The organism is Mesorhizobium sp. B2-3-11, assembly GCF_006442215.1.
In the GTDB taxonomy this organism is placed as follows: Bacteria; Pseudomonadota; Alphaproteobacteria; order Rhizobiales; family Rhizobiaceae; genus Mesorhizobium; species Mesorhizobium salmacidum.
This window is the reverse complement of sequence record NZ_VFVS01000006.1, coordinates 48,743-64,304: the sequence shown is the minus strand read 5'-3', so window position 1 is coordinate 64,304 and position 15,562 is coordinate 48,743. Positions and strand designations below refer to the sequence as shown.

Below are 15,562 nucleotides of genomic sequence, written 5' to 3'. Positions count from 1 at the left end.
GATACGTCGGAGGAATCGGCCGGCTGATTCGAGGCGCCCTTGGCGGGTGGCTAACCGGCGCCAGCCGCGCCGAAGAAATCGATCAGCGCGCCAGCCGTTTGCCCTGGCGCTTCCTCGGGGAAGAAATGTCCGCCTGACATCGCGCGGCCATGCACGTCGCCAGCCCAGTTCCGCCATAGCGCCAACGGTCCGCCTTCGCCGGCATACCATTCGGCGAGCGCGCCTTGCCCGCTCCACAATGCCAGCAACGGGCAGGCGATGCGCCGGCCGGCGGCTTTGTCCGCCCGGTCGTGGTCGCGGTCGAGCGTTGCCGCCGCCCGGTATTCCTCGCAGATCGCGTGGATGTGGGCGGGGTCGCGCAAGGCATCGACATAGGCCTGACGGATGCCGGCTGGAAAGACATCGGGCGGCGAACCCCAGCCGCCCAGCGCATTGTCAACGATGGCGTCGGCGGTGCCCGCCAGGATCTTTTCCGGCAAGGGTTCGGGCTGCGCCAGCAAGGACCACGGCCAGTAGCCGAGGGCCAGCCGGGCATCGGCCCTGTCCCAGGCGTCGGCCGTGGGCACGATGTCGAGCACGGCGAGTTTGTCGATGCGGTCGGGATGGTCGAGCGCCAGACGGTAGGCGACACGCCCGCCGCGGTCATGGCCCGCGACCATGAAGGAGGTAAAGCCGAGTTTGGCCATCATCGCCACCATGTCCGATGCCATGGCCCGCTTGGCATAGGGCGCATGATCGGCGGTCGACGGCGGGCAGGCGCTGCGGCCATAGCCGCGCAGGTCGGCGCATATGACGGTGAAACGCTCGGCAAGCACCGGCGCAATATCGCGCCACATCAGATGGGTTTGCGGAAAGCCGTGCAGCAAAAGCACCGCCGGTCCGGCGCCGGCGCGGCGCACGAAAATGCCGGCGTCCCCGATGTCGACGTCCATGGCTTGGAAGTGCTCGAACATAGCTGGCCTCCGGCACAGGCAACGACTGGAGGACGGGGTTGGTTGCAGCGCCTCTCGCGCAAGCACCGGCTCTTTGCGCCGCGACAAGTGGTCCCGGGCAAAGCCGGGCGCCACGTTGATCGAGCTGATCGTGCTGGTGCTTCCGCACCGGCTCGAACCCAAGGCTGGCCTTGCGAAGAGGCCGACAAGAAAGCCGCTCCGGCTCCAACGGGCCGTTCCGCGAATAAGCCTCTTTTCCAACCCTTGGGGCCAACGCTGTGGGCCAACCCTTGGGGCCAACCTTTTGGGCCGACGGGCGTTGTCTCCATGAAGGGAAGGCCGCCGCGGGCGGCCATCAACGAAGGAGGCCGAGATGAAACCTCTCGCCATTGCGTCATGCGCCGCGATGCTGGCCCTGGCGGTGCCGGCAGCGGCACAGGCGGATCAACAGATACCGAACCAGCAAACCGACAAATGCCGGGCGCAAACGGACCAGGGCGGCAAGCAGCAGCCCGGCGGCGGCGACCTCAGCGAAAAGCTCAACGATTGCGGCGGCGTGCTGAAGCCGCCGCCCACCGGCGACCAGGGCATGGCCGCGCCGGCACCCGACGAAGGCAAGACGCCGATAATCAAGCCGGGCGAAGTGCCGCCCCAGCCGTCAAAGCAGTAGAACTGGTCAGGCGACATCGTCATCGAGGCAGCGGAACCTCGCAGATCGCAACTGGAGGCGAGTTCGCCTGCTTTTTTGGACTTTTCTTGACTTACCTGACCAGAAGGCCGGCGTGATCGCACAGCGCGGTAAAGGCCTCCTGCGCCTGTGCCACGCCTTCATTGTTTTGCAGCGCCGACTCGATCTTTTCGCGCGCGGCTTGGTAGAAAGGGCCGCGCTTGGCTTGTGGCCAGTCGATCAGGATTTCACTGGCGTCCTGGAGCGTGGCCACGTCACGGATCGTGTCCGACCCATGCGGCTTGACCCGCAGCGGTGTCGACAGCATCAAATACGCCATTTTTATTCCCGCTATTGGAGGATGCGCGCTTCGCGCGCGGCGTCGATCATCGCCCGCATCGCCTTTTCCGGCGGCGCCCAGCCATCCAGGGCATCGCGGCAGCTGCGCAGTGCCGCCCGGTAGCGCCGGCCTTGGCCGGCCGGCCAATCGCCAAGGCATTCCAGCCCTTCCCAGGCGCTGCGTACCACGCGCTCCCGCTCAGGGGCGAATTTGAGGCGGATCGGTCGGGGAAACATCTTGTCGTTCAACGGTCGTCTCCATGAATGGTGCATGTGAGCAGAAGCCGACATGCACCGAGGAAGCGGCGGATAACGTGGCCGACAGGGGAGGGTTCCGGGCCCGACGATCAATTTTCAATCTTGCTTTCAGTCGCGCGCGACGGCGTCCGACAATGGCCTGGGCGCGGGCAGATCCGCGCCCAGCGCCCGCGGCCGGTCATGCTCGAACTGCTCGGCGCCGGGCAAGGCATGCAGCCAGGCTTCGCGCCGGCCGGTCCACAATTCATATTGCGGTGCCAGGTCCGTCGGCGCGACGTCGAGACTGCCGAGCATCACCTCGGCCTCGTTGTCGTCGACCCAGGCGACGCGGCTGCCGCAGGTCGGGCAAAAGCTGCGTGTGCCGTAGCTGGCCACTTGGCCCGATGTCTCGAAAGCATCGCGCGGCCAGATGGCAAAGGCCGAATAGATCGAACCGCCCGCCTTGCGGCAGTCCTTGCAGTGGCAAAGGCCGACCCGCGACGGCTGGCCGGTGACGACGAACTGCACGCCGCCGCACAGGCAGCTGCCGGTCCTGCGGGTTATCTCGGACATGGTTGCGGCCCCTCCCTTTTCGCCAGTCTGGCTTCGTCAGTTTGGCATACCGCGGGCCGGGCGGGACAGATGCTCGTCTGCCATTTCGTTGGCCAGGATGAGAAACCGGGAAAAAGACATCCTGTTCACCGTACCGCCGGGCCCGGTTGACGCGGCCCGCAGCATTCTCCAACGCGACGCAGGCGAAATGGTTGCCGCCTCGCCCCTTCTTCTATCCTCGCGCCGCCATGTGGTTGTCGAGCTTCTTGCGCGAGGGGCCGTAGCGCTTGATGATGGTCTGCGCCTCGCTCTGTGGAATGCCGTATTTGCGCGCGAAGGCGGCGACCTCATAAGTGTCCTCGCTCGAGACCAGCTTGCGGTCCTGTTTGGTCTTCGATTTGTCGTCGGGCATGGCGGGCCTCACTTTCTGTAAGCCGCATGGTCGCGCGGACGTCTAGATGTCGCGGTCAGACATAACACGGATCGGCCATGCTGGTTCCATGGCGGATGGCGGTGACCGCCGGGCACTTGCCGCCGGCCGTTCATGCCGATGGAGGGGCCGGGTCGGCGCTGTGGCTGTCGGGCGCCCCGCATTCGGCGCAGGGCGCGCTGGCGCCGGGGCAGCCGCGGGAATGCGTGCCGGCGGGACAGCAAAGGCCGTTTGAACTCGCCCAACGCGGGCACTGGAAAACCTGTCCGGTGCCGCCGCAGCCATCGCACTCCAGGACCGGCGACCGGACCAGATAGGACTTCGTCCCCAACCTGACGTTTGCGCCCAAAACTCGACCCACCCAAGATTACTGCACGGAACACGCCATGCATTAGCCCCAGCTAACATATCATGTTGCCGGTTACGGACAAGTTTCAGGATCGTTAATTGTTCGTGAACGCCTGGCGCGTGTCGCGGCGGCCGGCAATCGGCGCCTTGGGCCTGCTTGCTTCCCCTTCGAGGGGTGCCGTACATCAGCCGTCAAACCGAAGTCGGAGAGAAAAATCGCTGGCTGATGTCGGATGCGCGCGCGGCGGTGCGTCCTTGGGGCTGATGAAACTGGAGGAATACAACCATGCCGTCGCAAATCACACAATCGCCGTGGCAGACCGCGGCCCTTCTCGTCGCCCGCCTGATCTTCGCGGCCGTCTTCCTGATGGCGGTGACCTTCAAGTTCATGGGCATGGAGGCCACGGCGGGCTACATCGCGGCCGCCGGTTTCCCGTTCCCGCTCTTCCTCGCATGGTGCGCGGCGATCCTGGAGGTTGCGCTGGTGCTGTGTTTCCTCAGCGGTGCCTTCTTCACCCAGGCCGCGCTGGTCGCCGCCGCCTATGTGCTGTTCCTGGCCTTGGCCTTCCACGGACCCAGCCACTGGGCCGGCAACCAGGCCGAATTCGGCTTCTTCGTCGACCATTTTTCGTTCCTGGCCGGACTGCTTTTCGCGGCGGTCCATGGACCGGGAAGAATCCTGGCGCTGAACCTGGGATGGCCGGGCAGGGCCTAGCGGCCCGCCCGGGGCAGGGGATGACGCCCGCCCGGGGCAGGGCATGACGCCCGCCCGGGGCAGGGCCTAGCGGCCCGCCCGGGGCAGGGCCTAGCGGCCCGCCCGGGGCAGGGCGTAGGACCCCGACCGGGGGGCGTGAGGAGCCTCACATCTGGTCGTTATAAGGCTCCTTCATCTGGCCGACCATGCGGGCCAGCTTCGAAAAGGATGGCATGTCCGCCTCCGGCTGGCACTGGTTGGCAAGTTCCAGCAGCCGGATCGGGAAGTTGACGGCGTCGCGGCTCGACGCCGACATGCCTCCTGACCGCTCCTCGCCGGTTTCCGAGGCCTCGGCCTTGCGTAGCGCGATGTCGATCTCCTCCGATGTGAGCACCCCCTTTTTGACCAGGACGTGGTTGATCGAGGCGACGGCCATCAGCAGGCCCTCGAGTTGCAGATTGGCGACGTTCATGGCGATTGCTCCAGTGGCTGGGTTCCAAACGCGCGAGCGGCATTTCCGATCCGACGCGGAGAAGCGCCGCGGCTTTTTGGCGACATGCGTCTACTCCTCCGTCAGGCGCTCGCCATATTCGCGCCACAGCGCCCTGACCTCCAGGCTGCCGAGGCGCGGGATCGAAGGGTCGCCGCAGTCTATGGCGACGGTGCCGATGTCGTAGTTGGGGTAAGCGCCGGCGACGAAGCGGATCGCTTCGCCAAGCGAGTGAACCCGGATGATCGGATCGGCCTGGCCCTGGCCAGTGCTGCGCACACCGGAAACCGTGGCCGGAGCGTGCCGCATCCTGAAGACGGATGCCATGGCTGGTCTGTCCATCGTCCTCTCCACAAGGCCGTGCGACGGGAATCATTCCATGAGCTGCCGCTGATGATTTCACAGGAGCCGGCTGATGAAAAGCCGGATGAATGTCTGGGCTGGCGTCATGCTCTCTCGGTCAAATGTGAATTTTTTCCTAGAAGCCGTTGACCGGGTGAGGGCAGCCATGCTATAAATTTGTCCATGGTGCTGATTTGCGCCAACGACCCGCCGCCAAGGCGGGTTTTGTGTTTCTGCCGCCATGCCTAGGGACGCTACTGCGGTTGCAAATTTGAATGCTGGCGGGACAGCGCCCCCCTCTGGCCTGCCGGCCATCTCCCCCTCTTGGGGGGAGATCAGATACAATCGCGACCTTCGCCAACCGCCTGCGCTCCAAGACTGGGCGAGGCGTCCAACCTGCCAATCTCCCCCCAAGACGGGGAGATGTCCGGCAGGACAGAGGGGGGTGCCGTAGAGCGCTACCTCCGCGAGATGCGAGAAATCCCATGACACGTTACGCCACCATCATCACCGGCGACGACGGCCTTGAGGTCGTCAGCGCCATCGGCCAATTCGAGGGCGCGGCGCCTCGGGCGCGCCTCGGCCGTGTCGAGGCGGTTGCGCCCGACGTGCTGATCGGCATGGTGCGGGAGGCGGCTGGCGGTTTCTGTTTTCCGCAAGCAGGCACAGACAGCCGCGCTGTCGGTCTTGTCATGGCCAGGCCCAAGGCGCGAGCCAATGCTGCAAAACCTGCAAGCGCGGCAAAACCGGCCAGCAAGGCAAGGCAGAAGGGTGCCAAGCGGGCCAGGAAGAAATCCGCCCGCTCGAAAAAGCCGGCCAGGCGGGCCAAGCAGGCGCTGCCGGAGGCTGCCGCCGGTGATACCAATGCCGTGGCGCAGATCCATGACTGACGAAACCGGGCCGTCGCGCGCAAAGGCAAGGTCGGCAAAGCGCAAGCCTGCCGCCAGCCCGGCAGCCGCGAAGACGCCCCGCCCGAAACGCACCAAGAAGTCACTGGGCGACGATTTTCTCACCGCCGTGCGGGCCGATTTCCGCATCCATGGCGCCGGCGTCCTCGCCGAGGTGCGCACCGAGAAGCCGGACCAGTACCTCAAGATCGTGCTTTCGGTACTGCCCAAGGACATCGATGTCGCCATCAACCAACTGGACACGCTCTCGGATATATTGTTCGAGGTGATCGTGCGGAAGTTCAGGCCAGCGGGGGAGGAATGACCCGGGCCCCTACCTGGCATCGAGAATCCGCGGCTCGGTCGAGCCAAAGCCCGCCTTGGCTCGCGCCAAGGCGGGCTTTTTGCGTTTGTGGCTCCTGCCCAAGGCGCGTTTGAATGGATCGAGGCGACGCGCGCTCAGGTCTTCATCTTCATGCCTGCCGTTCTCCCGGTGCCCGGCGGGCTTGGGGGACGTGCCTTAGGCCAGGATGTTGACTGCGCGGGCCGCGACAAGCGCGATCGTCAGCAGCGAGATCATCGCCTCGGCCATCATCAGCAGCTTGGCGCGTTGGGAGAGCGGCAATGTGTCGGTTGGCGAAAACGCCGTCGCATTGGTGAAGGCGAGGAAGAAATAGTCGACGAAGCCCGGCAGCCAGTCGCGGATCTCGCGGTCGCTCAGGGTCATTTGCGGAAATAGGAAATCGGCATGGGCGCGTGTGACGAGGCCGCAGGTCGGCGGCCCGCCCCGGTCGGTGCTCCAGAACCACAAGGCAAAGACGATAATGTTGGTGACCCAGATGTTGAGCGCGTCGACCAGCAGCGTCTGGCCGCTGGAGCCGGCATGGCCGGCCAGCAAGGCACGCACCAGAAGCGCCAGCGAGCCGCAATTCATGACGCTGACGAGGCCGGTCATCACCAGGGCCGTCCTGCGGATCATGACGCGAAACCGGCCAACCAGATACCAGTGCTCCTCCTCGACCGCTTTCTGGGTGGCGACCTGCGTCCAGGCGGTGGCTACGGACAGGGGTACGAGCAGGGCGGCCTCCAGCGCCGGCGCCAGCCAGCGGGGGCCGAACGAAAGATCGTTGATGACCAGAAGCTGCAGACAGATGATGACAAGGACCGCCGCGCGCGCCAGCCAGAAGTCGAGCGCGCGGTGGTGGATGACGGCATGCTGGTGACGCATCGAGTATCCGGGATGTTCAAGTGGGATCAGTGTGCGGGCTGTTCTGCCCGGCGACGGCAGTAAGAGACCGTAGATCCCGCTCAATCTTGGTCTTGCAATGACCTGCAAGTATACTTTTTTGTAAGCTTTGATGTTGGGGCTGTTCGGCAAACCAGGCGATGTGGTCTAAGCGCCGCATGGCGGGAATTGACGACTCCATCGATCGTTGGATGCCAGCAGGGCTGCCTGCCGCGGGGCTGGACTCAGCGTCGGTCTGGTCCGCCCTGCTTCGGCACCCCTGGGGTTTGCTGGCGCTTTTGTGCCTGGCGCAGACCCTGTGCTGGACGGTGGTGCCAACACTCATCAATCCCGCACCGCCCGGTGATGTCGTGGAAGGCTTCATGTGGGGCCGCGAATGGGTGCTTTTAACCTACAAGCATCCGCAACTGCCCGGCTGGCTGCTCGAGACCAGCCATCTTCTGACCGGATCGTTCCGCTGGCCGCAATATCTGCTCGCTCAGCTGACGATCTCGGCCACCTTTGTCCTGGTCTATCTGCTGGCCCGCGACATGCTCGGACAACGCCGCGCGCTGGCTGCCGTGCTTTTGATGCCATCGATATATTTCTTCGGCTGGCCGACGCCGCAATTCAATCACGACTATGCGCAGATGCCGTTCTGGGCCGCGATCTGCTGGCTGTTGTGGCGCGCCGGCCGCGCCGGCGGGCCAGGCTGGTGGCTGGCGCTCGGACTGGTGTCCGGCGTCGGGCTCTACGCCAAGTTCTCTACCGGACTGCTGCTTGCCTTCGGCGGCCTCTGGCTGCTGTCGGACACGCGCGCGCGCAGCCGGCTGGCGACACCCTGGCCATGGCTTGGCCTGGCCGTTTTTCTCGCGGTCGCCGCGCCGCTGGCCGTCGCACTTTACCGCATGGATTTCCTGCCGCTGACCTATTTCGCCGGCCGCGACGCTTGGGTGACCGAACACCGTGCGCGCCTCTACTATATCGGCGTCCAGATCGCCGGGTTTTCCGGCTTTCTCCTGGTGTTGGCGCTATCAGGGCTCTTGCGGCGCTCACCAGCCCCGCAAGAGCCGGTCGAGCGCGGCACCCTCGTCTATCTCATATGGATGGGGCTTGGGCCCGCGGCGCTAGTCATGGTCGCCTCGCTGTTCACCGGCACCGGCGAGGCCTGGAGCGCGCCGATGTACAATCTTGTCGGTGTGGTCGCGCTGGCCTTTCTCGGTCACCGGCTCGCCGCCGTCGAGATGCGAAAGCTAGCGATCTGCGCCTTCATCTGCATCGTCACCATGTCGGGCGCCTATGCGGCAATCCGCTGGACGGACTGCAATGTGCGCGGGCGCATGGACGCCGTCTGCTGGCCGGCGCAGCCGATCTCGGACGAGGCCGAGGCAATCTGGCACGCGGCGGCGCCCGGCCAGCTCGACATCGTCGGTGGCGACACCAATCTTGCCATGCTGGCGGGCCTCAATGCCTATGACAAGCCGTCGATCTTCACCGACCTCGATATGCGGTTCGCACCCTGGATCACGAGGCAGCGGTTGCGCGACCATGGCATGCTGATGATTTGGCGGGGTCATGGCGTGCCGCCACAGTTGCGGGCATGGTTGGACAACATCCCGGTCAAGACGGTTCTTTTCAACTGGTCGCGCGAGGCGCCGCCGGTAGCGATCAGTTTTGCCGCCATTCCGCCTGGTGCGCGATATCTGCCGGTTGCCGCCAGCAGCCGGACCCGGCACCCGCGCGTCTAAGGCGGGCAGTGTCATGCGCCGGTTCGTTAGGGGGCGCCTTCCACCGGTATGACCGAATGGCCGCTCGTCTGACTGGACGAACCGGGCGACAATGCCCATTTATGGGGATATCCATATTTGTTGTCGCGCAATTCCCCGGGGAAAGCCGCTACACTTTTCCTGGGATTGCCTTTGAGGAGACGTTACATGGCGACTTCGAGCGAACGTGCAGTGCTTGCCGGTGGCTGCTTCTGGGGCATGCAGGATCTGATCCGGCGCTTCCCGGGCGTCCTCGCCACCCGCGTCGGCTACAGCGGCGGCGACGTGCCGAACGCCACCTATCGCAATCATGGCACGCATGCCGAAGCCATCGAGATCACCTTCGATCCGGCGAAAATCAGCTTCCGCCAGCTTCTGGAATTCTTCTTCCAGATACACGATCCGACGACGCGCAACCGCCAGGGCAACGATGTCGGCATGAGCTATCGCTCGGCAATCTACTACACCAGCGAGGAGCAGAAGCGTGTGGCGGAGGACACCATCGCCGATGTCGATGCCTCCGGCCTGTGGCCCGGCAAGGTTGTCACCGAGCTCGCGCCGGTCGGTGCGTTCTGGGAGGCCGAGCCCGAGCACCAGGATTATCTGGAGAAATATCCCAACGGCTACACCTGCCATTTCATCAGGCCAGGCTGGAAACTGCCGGTTCGCGAAAAGGCAGTTTCATAAGTTTTTTTGATAGCGGCTGTTAACCACCGTCCGGCGGGTTGACAGTTCGAATCGGCGCGAGGGGTGCCGCCGGGCGGTCGTGGCGGACACTGAATCGATGCGCATGGAAATCGCGGAACGTCAGTCCGCGATTTCCATGCTGCGAAACTATTTCCCGCAGTTGCTGTCGTTAACGGTCGGCGCCGTCGCATTGCCATTGGCATCCGTCTGCGCGCCCTGCGGATTGTTCGGGTAATTCTGGTCCGCGTTGGAATTCATATTGCAAGGGCAATAGTGAAGGCCGAAGCCGCGAGGATTTTCATAAGCATGGTTTGTCTCCATTTCTATGGATTCATCGCCAGAGCGGTTCACGGGCTTCGCGGAAGCAACTGACCGCTCTATCTCTTTGTTTTGACGCAAGTCCGGCCAGAAACCGCTTCACACTTTTCCTGCGATTGCGTCTGGTGAACAACCCCTCGACATTGCGAAGGTCCAGACAAATTTCCGAGCCGGGGGCACCCGGTTGCGTCTGCGCTGGCGCAATGCTTTTGGCGCAGCTTGCTGAAAAAACAGCTTCCCCAACCGATCGAATGGTGCTTTAACGCCGCCATCCACAGGGGTGCTCCGTACGGTCGGGGCTGAGACGGGGGCGGCAAGCCCACAGACCCTAGAAGCTGATCTGGGTAATACCAGCGGAGCGAGGCGGGCGATGTTTTCAGGCGCACAGGTTTCCCTATATCCAATGGCCGACGATTTTGTCGGCGTCATCCTGGGCGCGCTCGGCGCGCTCGATCCGTACCGCGACAAGCTTAGGATCGAGACCGACGACATCTCGACCCTGCTGGTCGGGCCCCCCGAGGTGTTGTTCCCGGCGCTGCGCGACCTTTTCGTGGCTGCGTCCGGCAGCGGCAAGCATTGCGTGCTGTCGGCCACCATTTCGCGTGGCTGTCCAGGGGAGCCGGACGATCCAATCTGCCGCTCCAACACGTTCGGCGGACCCGCCGGGCCACTCGGACCACGCAAGCAAGCGGCCATCACCGCCGTGCGCGGCGCGCCCGCCACTGGCCAGCCAGCGGCGGCGCAGTTCTCGCTCTATGTGATGGGCACGGACGACCACATGGACGAGATCTATGGCTGCATCGATTTCCTGAAGCAGTCCGGCGTCTACGATCGCTCCAAGAATTTCTGCACCAAGCTGCGCGGCGATGCCGGCGCGATCTTCTCGGCGCTCGATGAAGCGTTCTGCCGCTTCGGGCCAGGCGCCGGCCACGTAACCCTCGACGTCACGGTTTCGGCCAACAGTCCCACTGCCGTCTGAACCGCTCGCGCCGAAGCGCGCGCCGTCAAGGTTATCCTCTCGTGGTTTCATCGTCATTCAACCCGCGTCAACTCGCGGGCTTCTTCGCCCAGGCAGCGCCGGCCGTGATAACGATCGGTCTGGTGCTCGTGGCTTGGGAACTCTACGCAAACCATTCCGGCATCAAGGCGACGGTTCTGCCGGCGCCCTCGCGCGTCTTCGAACAGGCGATGCTCAATCGTGACGCGCTGCTCGACAATGCCATTCCCACCATCGGCGCCACGCTGATCGGTTTTGCCTGTTCGCTCAGCGCCGCCTTTGCGCTGTCGATGCTGGTCGACTTCTTCCAGCCTTTGCGGCGCGCACTGTTTCCCGTGTTTATCGTCAGCCAGACTTTGCCGCTGGTCGCCATTGCGCCATTGGTGGTGCTTTGGTTCGGTTTCGGGCTGACGCCCAAGATCATGCTGGTGGCGCTGGTCACCTTCTTCCCGATGCTGGTGGCCCTCGTACAGGGCTACGAGGCGACCGAGGTTGAGATTGGCCAGATGCTGCGCGCCATGGGAGCAGGGCGCTGGCGGGTCTTCATGCTGGCACGGTTGCCTTCGGCGCTGCCGTATTTCTTCGCGGGCCTCAGGATCTCCATCACCTACGCCGTCGTCGGCGCCATCTTCGCCGAATATGCGGGCGCGGCCAAAGGGCTGGGCATCTACATGCTCAACGCCAAGAACAATTTCCGTCCCGACCTGGTGCTCGCCGCCGTCGGCGTCAGCGCCGCGCTCACCCTCGTCCTGTTCGGGCTGACGGTGCTGCTGCAGCGTCTGGCCATGCCCTGGGAACAAGCCGCTGGCAGGCAAGCCGCCGGAAGAGGCCCGCAAGCATGAGCCGGCTCGAATTGCGGCATATGCGCAAGGTCTTTGGCGGGCTCGAAGTGCTCGCCGACATTTCACTGCGCGTGGATGCCGGCGAATTCGTCTCGATCCTTGGGCCTTCGGGTGCCGGCAAGTCGACGCTGTTCCAGCTTTTGACCGGCGCCGAGCATGGCGAGGGTGAGATGTTCTTCGACGGCGCGCCGCTCGACGATCACGGCAGGCATTTCGCCTTCATGCCGCAGCGCGACGCGCTGATGCCGTGGCGGCGCATCCTCGACAACACGACACTCGGGCTCGAGGTGCAAGGCGTCAGCCGCAAGGCGGCGCGGACGCGGGTCGCGCCGCTGTTTGCCGAGTTCGGGCTCGCCGGCTTCGAGCGGCATTTTCCAGCGCAGCTTTCGGGCGGCATGCGCCAGCGCGCGGCGCTGCTGCGCACTGTCGTGCAGGAACGCGACATGTTGCTGCTCGACGAGCCGTTCGGCGCGCTCGATGCACTGACCCGGGCGGCCATGCAGCGCTGGCTCGAACAGATGTGGCGGCATCATCGCTGGACGGCGATGCTGATCACCCATGATGTGCGCGAAGCCGTGTTCCTGTCCGACCGCATCTATGTGCTGTCGGCGCGGCCGGCCCATGTCGTGCGCGAAATCAAGGTGCCACTGCCGCGCCCGCGTGATCCGACCAGCACCGCCACACGGCAGGCCGGGGCACTCGAGGCCGAAATCCTCCATATTTTGCTCAACCTCCAGCCATCCAAAGGACATGACCATGACTGACTTGACGCGCAGGCAAGCTCTGCTGCTCACCCTTGCCGGCAGCGTACCGCTGATCACCGGATCGAGCCGCTCCTTCGCGGCAACGCGGAAGGTTACCGTCGCGCTCGACTGGACGGTCAACACCAACCATATCGGGCTGTTCGTCGCCCGCGACAAGGGCTTTTATCGCGAGGCGGGCCTCGAGGTCGACATCCTGCCCTATAGCGATACCGGTGCCGGTACGCTTGTCGCCAACCGCGTCGCCGATTTCGGCATCAACGGCACCATCAGCCTGTTCACCCAGAGGACCGCTGGGGCCGACTTGAAGGGTGTCTATGCCGTCGTGCAGTCCGAGACAGGCCGGCTGGTGTTCGATGCGGCGCGCAGCGAGATCAAAAGTCCGAAGGATCTGGATGGCCTGACCTATGGCGGCTTCGGCAGTGCCTGGGAGAACGCACTGATTTCTACCATCATCCGGCATGATGGCGGCAAGGGCGATTTCGAGACGGTGACGCTCGGCACTTCCGCCTACGAGGCGCTGGCCAACGGCTCGGTCGACTTCACGCTCGAAGTGTCGACCTGGGAGGGCGTCGAAGCCGAACTCAAGGGCGTCAAGCAGCGCAGCTTCGTCTACGCCGACTATGGCGTCCCCGACGAGCACACGACGCTTATCTCTTCGAGCGAAGCCTATCTCCAGGCAAATCCCGAGCTGGCGTCATCCTTCATCCAGGCAACGCGGCGGGGTTATCAGTTCGCGGTCGATCATCCAGAGGAAGCCGCCACGCTGCTGATCGCCGCCAACAAGGATGCCCTGAGCAATCCGGCGCTGATCCACGCCTCGCTGAAGACACTGATCGAGGGGCACTATCTGCGCGGGCAAGACGGCACCATCGGCATCATGGATCCGGCCAAGATGGAAGCGATCGGCTCCTATCTCCTTGCTGCCGGCATCCTGCACGACGCCGATGGCAAGATCGTCGCGCAACGTCCCGATTTTGCGAAATATTTCAGCAATGTGTACCTCAGATAGGCATCAATGCGGAAACCGCGAAAGGATCGTCCGATGCTGGACGCCGGGATGTCGCCAAGGTTGCGGCCCCGACAACCCCGGGTGCGGCCCTCACCTTCGATCCGGTTTGATGCCGATCTGATCTTCTCGGTTAACGACCCGGCAATGGTTGCGTGCGAGGGTCGCCCCGAGGGATCATCGGGATGCTTGCCTTGCTCATGTTAAAAAGCGACACACTTTCGCCTGCAGCAGATAACCGGTTTTTGTCCGCGGCGCGCAAGCGCGAGATTCTGCTCGACCTGCGCGAAGGTTTCTTTCGTGTCTGCGCCTTGGTGTGCGCGGGGCTGTTCGTCTATCGCGGCGTCTATCAGCTTATCGAGGATCCGACCCGGCTCAATGCCGCGCTGGTGGCGATTTCCGAGATACTCACCTTCACCTGGCTGCTTCTGTCGCGGCGTCCGGTGACGCGTGACTGGAATCCGCTGACGGTCATCGTTTCGGTGTCAGCCAGTTTTGGCGTTGCGTTGATCACCCTCCAACCAGGCATTGCACTCATCCCCCTTTATGTCGCCGCGCCGTTGCAGTTCATCGCACTGTTGTTCGTTATCTGGGGTAAGATCTCGCTGGGGCGCTCTTTTGCGATCCTGCCCGCCAATCGCGGTGTGATGACGGGCGGTGCCTATCGGCTGGTGCGGCATCCGATCTATGCCGGTTACCTCGCCGGCCATGTGCTCTACCTCCTGTCGGCCTTTTCCTTCCACAATCTCGCGGTCTATGCGGTAATTACCTATCTCCAGCTTTACCGCATCTTGCGCGAGGAGGCCTTGCTGGCCACCGTGGCGGAGTATCGCGCCTACATGGAACGCGTGCACTACAGGCTGTTCTATCGGCTATTCTGAGAGCAAGATCGCCAAGGCATTGTTGGCGAACCCATTTTTGGGCTGTTCAGGGGCGGGTCGCCTCAACATCGCCCAGTGAATCAAAGACTCCCGGCAAAAGCCAGGGTCGTCAGCAGTCCGAGCCCGCCGTCCAGGCGGGCTTTTCTGCGTTTCGGGGCTGAATGTTCCGCAGATGCAATGGTCCGGCGGAACGCCAGCCCCCCTAAAACGTTCATACCTTGCAACATCCGAAATAGCGCGATGTTGAAACAGCGCGAAAGCGCGCATTCAGGAGCAGGGAAGGCCATGGGTCTAGGAACGATACTGATCATTATTCTAATCCTCGCGCTGCTCGGCGGCTTCAGCGGTCTCGGCGGTGGCCCGTTCTACGGAACCGGTTATTATGGTGGTGGCGGTCTCGGACTTGTGTTGCTCATCGTCATCATCCTTGTCGTTCTGGGACGCATTTAGCAGTTCGATCACGGCGGCAATCGCCACGTCGCCGGGCACCGGATTGTGATGCAAGCAAGCCGGCTTGTGATCCTACATTCCGCGGGTGATTGCGGTCCACACCCCCGTGGAAACAAGAGGAGAAGGTCCCACCCTTTCATCCTCCTCCAAGGCCCGCCCGGTATCCCCGGAGCGGGCTTTGCTTTTTCATCAAAGCGATTGCCTCGAAGTGCTGGCTCGCCGCAGGGTGATACTGGGCCACTTGCGGTGAAGCGTCCGTCCGCGCCGATCGCTGACAGAGTTCACATAGCTGCGCGTGCTCTCGACGAGCCGCTCGGCGCGCTCGACAAGGCGTTGCGCTTCCATGCAGATCGAATTGAAGCGCATCCAGCGCGAGATCGGCATCACCACCATCTTCGTCACCCACGACCAGGTAGAAGCGCTGACAGGCTGGCGCAGCGGCAGGATGTGGTGCTGCGGTGGTCACCGGAGAGCACGGTGCTGATCGCGGCGGGGTAGTCAGGGCGTCTATCGCTGCGACGGTTGGCATTCCTTCGCGCCCCCCTCTGTCCTGCCGGACATCTCCCCCACGAGGGAGGAGATCGGCTGTCATCGCCGGTTTCATAGATGTTCCACGTGCAAAAAGTGTAGTAAGGCTGAAGCTGCCAATCTCCCCCTCGTGGGCCATCGTGGGGGAGATGCCCGGCAGGCAGAGGGGGGCGCTGTCCC

The 15,562-nt window shown here is 63.8% G+C and carries 22 protein-coding genes, 1 pseudogene and 1 riboswitch; of the genes and pseudogenes, 14 read left to right on the top strand and 9 right to left on the bottom strand.

Going from position 1 to position 15,562, the window contains the following annotated elements; all coding sequences use genetic code 11:
* Window positions 1-50 precede the first annotated feature (50 nt).
* Window positions 51-953 (bottom strand): alpha/beta hydrolase, encoded by a 903-nt coding sequence (locus FJ960_RS10480; protein WP_140713699.1) that lies wholly within the window; start codon window positions 951-953, stop codon window positions 51-53.
* Window positions 954-1,305: 352 nt separating this feature from the next.
* Here FJ960_RS10480 and FJ960_RS10475 point away from each other — a divergent pair, with 352 nt between their 5' ends.
* On the top strand, window positions 1,306-1,602 hold the full coding sequence (locus tag FJ960_RS10475; RefSeq protein WP_140713697.1) for a hypothetical protein: 297 nt from the start codon (window positions 1,306-1,308) through the stop codon (window positions 1,600-1,602).
* Between the two features lie 91 nt (window positions 1,603-1,693).
* Here FJ960_RS10475 and FJ960_RS10470 read toward each other — a convergent pair whose 3' ends face one another.
* The 4 genes from FJ960_RS10470 to FJ960_RS10455 all read right to left on the bottom strand — a co-directional run bounded on the left by FJ960_RS10470 (window position 1,694) and on the right by FJ960_RS10455 (window position 3,139).
* The gene (locus FJ960_RS10470) at window positions 1,694-1,939 is read right to left on the bottom strand and encodes a DUF982 domain-containing protein (RefSeq protein ID WP_140510665.1); all 246 of its coding nucleotides are present in this window, start codon (window positions 1,937-1,939) and stop codon (window positions 1,694-1,696) included.
* 11 nt (window positions 1,940-1,950) lie between these two features.
* The gene (locus tag FJ960_RS10465) at window positions 1,951-2,187 is read right to left on the bottom strand and encodes a DUF982 domain-containing protein (protein ID WP_140510667.1); all 237 of its coding nucleotides are present in this window, start codon (window positions 2,185-2,187) and stop codon (window positions 1,951-1,953) included.
* 117 nt (window positions 2,188-2,304) lie between these two features.
* Window positions 2,305-2,748: a GFA family protein gene (locus FJ960_RS10460; RefSeq protein WP_140713695.1), complete on the bottom strand. Its 444-nt coding sequence runs from the start codon at window positions 2,746-2,748 to the stop codon at window positions 2,305-2,307.
* Window positions 2,749-2,959: 211 nt separating this feature from the next.
* The gene (locus FJ960_RS10455) at window positions 2,960-3,139 is read right to left on the bottom strand and encodes a DUF3606 domain-containing protein (protein WP_013894490.1); all 180 of its coding nucleotides are present in this window, start codon (window positions 3,137-3,139) and stop codon (window positions 2,960-2,962) included.
* A 652-nt stretch (window positions 3,140-3,791) separates the two neighbouring features.
* Between FJ960_RS10455 and FJ960_RS10450 the strand changes: the two genes are divergently transcribed.
* A complete protein-coding gene (locus tag FJ960_RS10450) occupies window positions 3,792-4,220 on the top strand; it encodes a DoxX family protein (RefSeq protein ID WP_140713693.1) in 429 nt (142 codons plus the stop codon).
* Between the two features lie 145 nt (window positions 4,221-4,365).
* On the opposite strand, the gene FJ960_RS10445 is transcribed toward FJ960_RS10450, so the two are convergent.
* Together FJ960_RS10445 and FJ960_RS10440 are read right to left on the bottom strand one after the other, a co-directional pair.
* Window positions 4,366-4,671 (bottom strand): hypothetical protein, encoded by a 306-nt coding sequence (locus tag FJ960_RS10445; RefSeq protein WP_127870393.1) that lies wholly within the window; start codon window positions 4,669-4,671, stop codon window positions 4,366-4,368.
* Window positions 4,672-4,761: 90 nt separating this feature from the next.
* A complete protein-coding gene (locus tag FJ960_RS10440; protein ID WP_140510672.1) occupies window positions 4,762-5,031 on the bottom strand; it encodes a hypothetical protein in 270 nt (89 codons plus the stop codon).
* Between the two features lie 485 nt (window positions 5,032-5,516).
* Here FJ960_RS10440 and FJ960_RS10430 point away from each other — a divergent pair, with 485 nt between their 5' ends.
* Both FJ960_RS10430 and FJ960_RS10425 read left to right on the top strand, forming a co-directional pair.
* Window positions 5,517-5,921 (top strand): hypothetical protein, encoded by a 405-nt coding sequence (locus tag FJ960_RS10430; RefSeq protein WP_140713691.1) that lies wholly within the window; start codon window positions 5,517-5,519, stop codon window positions 5,919-5,921.
* Window positions 5,914-6,243 (top strand): hypothetical protein, encoded by a 330-nt coding sequence (locus tag FJ960_RS10425; RefSeq protein ID WP_140713689.1) that lies wholly within the window; start codon window positions 5,914-5,916, stop codon window positions 6,241-6,243. Before FJ960_RS10430 ends, FJ960_RS10425 begins: the two co-directional genes overlap by 8 nt.
* Window positions 6,244-6,438: 195 nt before the next feature.
* Here FJ960_RS10425 and FJ960_RS10420 read toward each other — a convergent pair whose 3' ends face one another.
* Entirely contained in the window at window positions 6,439-7,146 is a 708-nt protein-coding gene (locus FJ960_RS10420; protein WP_140713687.1) for a hypothetical protein, read from the bottom strand.
* Window positions 7,147-7,355: 209 nt separating this feature from the next.
* Between FJ960_RS10420 and FJ960_RS10415 the strand changes: the two genes are divergently transcribed.
* The 8 genes from FJ960_RS10415 (at window position 7,356) to FJ960_RS10380 (ending at window position 14,404) form a co-directional block, all read left to right on the top strand.
* Entirely contained in the window at window positions 7,356-8,891 is a 1,536-nt protein-coding gene (locus FJ960_RS10415; RefSeq protein ID WP_140713685.1) for a glycosyltransferase family 39 protein, read from the top strand.
* 186 nt (window positions 8,892-9,077) lie between these two features.
* On the top strand, window positions 9,078-9,596 hold the full coding sequence (msrA, locus tag FJ960_RS10410; RefSeq protein ID WP_140713683.1) for a peptide-methionine (S)-S-oxide reductase MsrA: 519 nt from the start codon (window positions 9,078-9,080) through the stop codon (window positions 9,594-9,596).
* Window positions 9,597-9,693: 97 nt separating this feature from the next.
* Entirely contained in the window at window positions 9,694-9,831 is a 138-nt protein-coding gene (locus FJ960_RS29450; protein ID WP_181174199.1) for a hypothetical protein, read from the top strand.
* 349 nt (window positions 9,832-10,180) lie between these two features.
* Window positions 10,181-10,294: riboswitch (TPP riboswitch) on the top strand.
* Window positions 10,285-10,893, top strand: coding sequence for a YkoF family thiamine/hydroxymethylpyrimidine-binding protein (locus FJ960_RS10400; RefSeq protein WP_140510681.1), 609 nt, complete (start codon window positions 10,285-10,287; stop codon window positions 10,891-10,893). It overlaps the preceding riboswitch by 10 nt.
* Window positions 10,894-10,934: 41 nt before the next feature.
* Complete coding sequence (locus tag FJ960_RS10395) at window positions 10,935-11,753, top strand: ABC transporter permease (protein ID WP_181170022.1); 819 nt, start codon at window positions 10,935-10,937, stop codon at window positions 11,751-11,753.
* Complete coding sequence (locus tag FJ960_RS10390) at window positions 11,750-12,517, top strand: ABC transporter ATP-binding protein (RefSeq protein ID WP_140713679.1); 768 nt, start codon at window positions 11,750-11,752, stop codon at window positions 12,515-12,517. Before FJ960_RS10395 ends, FJ960_RS10390 begins: the two co-directional genes overlap by 4 nt.
* A complete protein-coding gene (locus tag FJ960_RS10385; RefSeq protein WP_140713677.1) occupies window positions 12,510-13,526 on the top strand; it encodes an ABC transporter substrate-binding protein in 1,017 nt (338 codons plus the stop codon). Before FJ960_RS10390 ends, FJ960_RS10385 begins: the two co-directional genes overlap by 8 nt.
* A 242-nt stretch (window positions 13,527-13,768) precedes the next feature.
* Window positions 13,769-14,404, top strand: a complete 636-nt coding sequence (locus tag FJ960_RS10380) for an isoprenylcysteine carboxylmethyltransferase family protein (RefSeq protein WP_245262035.1) — start codon at window positions 13,769-13,771, stop codon at window positions 14,402-14,404.
* Between the two features lie 80 nt (window positions 14,405-14,484).
* On the opposite strand, the gene FJ960_RS29445 is transcribed toward FJ960_RS10380, so the two are convergent.
* Window positions 14,485-14,715, bottom strand: coding sequence for a hypothetical protein (locus FJ960_RS29445; RefSeq protein WP_181174211.1), 231 nt, complete (start codon window positions 14,713-14,715; stop codon window positions 14,485-14,487).
* Here FJ960_RS29445 and FJ960_RS10375 point away from each other — a divergent pair.
* Both FJ960_RS10375 and FJ960_RS10370 read left to right on the top strand, forming a co-directional pair.
* Window positions 14,690-14,854: a DUF3309 family protein gene (locus tag FJ960_RS10375; protein ID WP_023768317.1), complete on the top strand. Its 165-nt coding sequence runs from the start codon at window positions 14,690-14,692 to the stop codon at window positions 14,852-14,854. The two genes, FJ960_RS29445 and FJ960_RS10375, sit on opposite strands and share 26 nt — an antisense overlap.
* Before the next feature lie 300 nt (window positions 14,855-15,154).
* A pseudogene (locus FJ960_RS10370) lies at window positions 15,155-15,281 on the top strand (spermidine/putrescine ABC transporter ATP-binding protein); the annotation flags it as partial.
* Window positions 15,282-15,562: the final 281 nt, after the last annotated feature.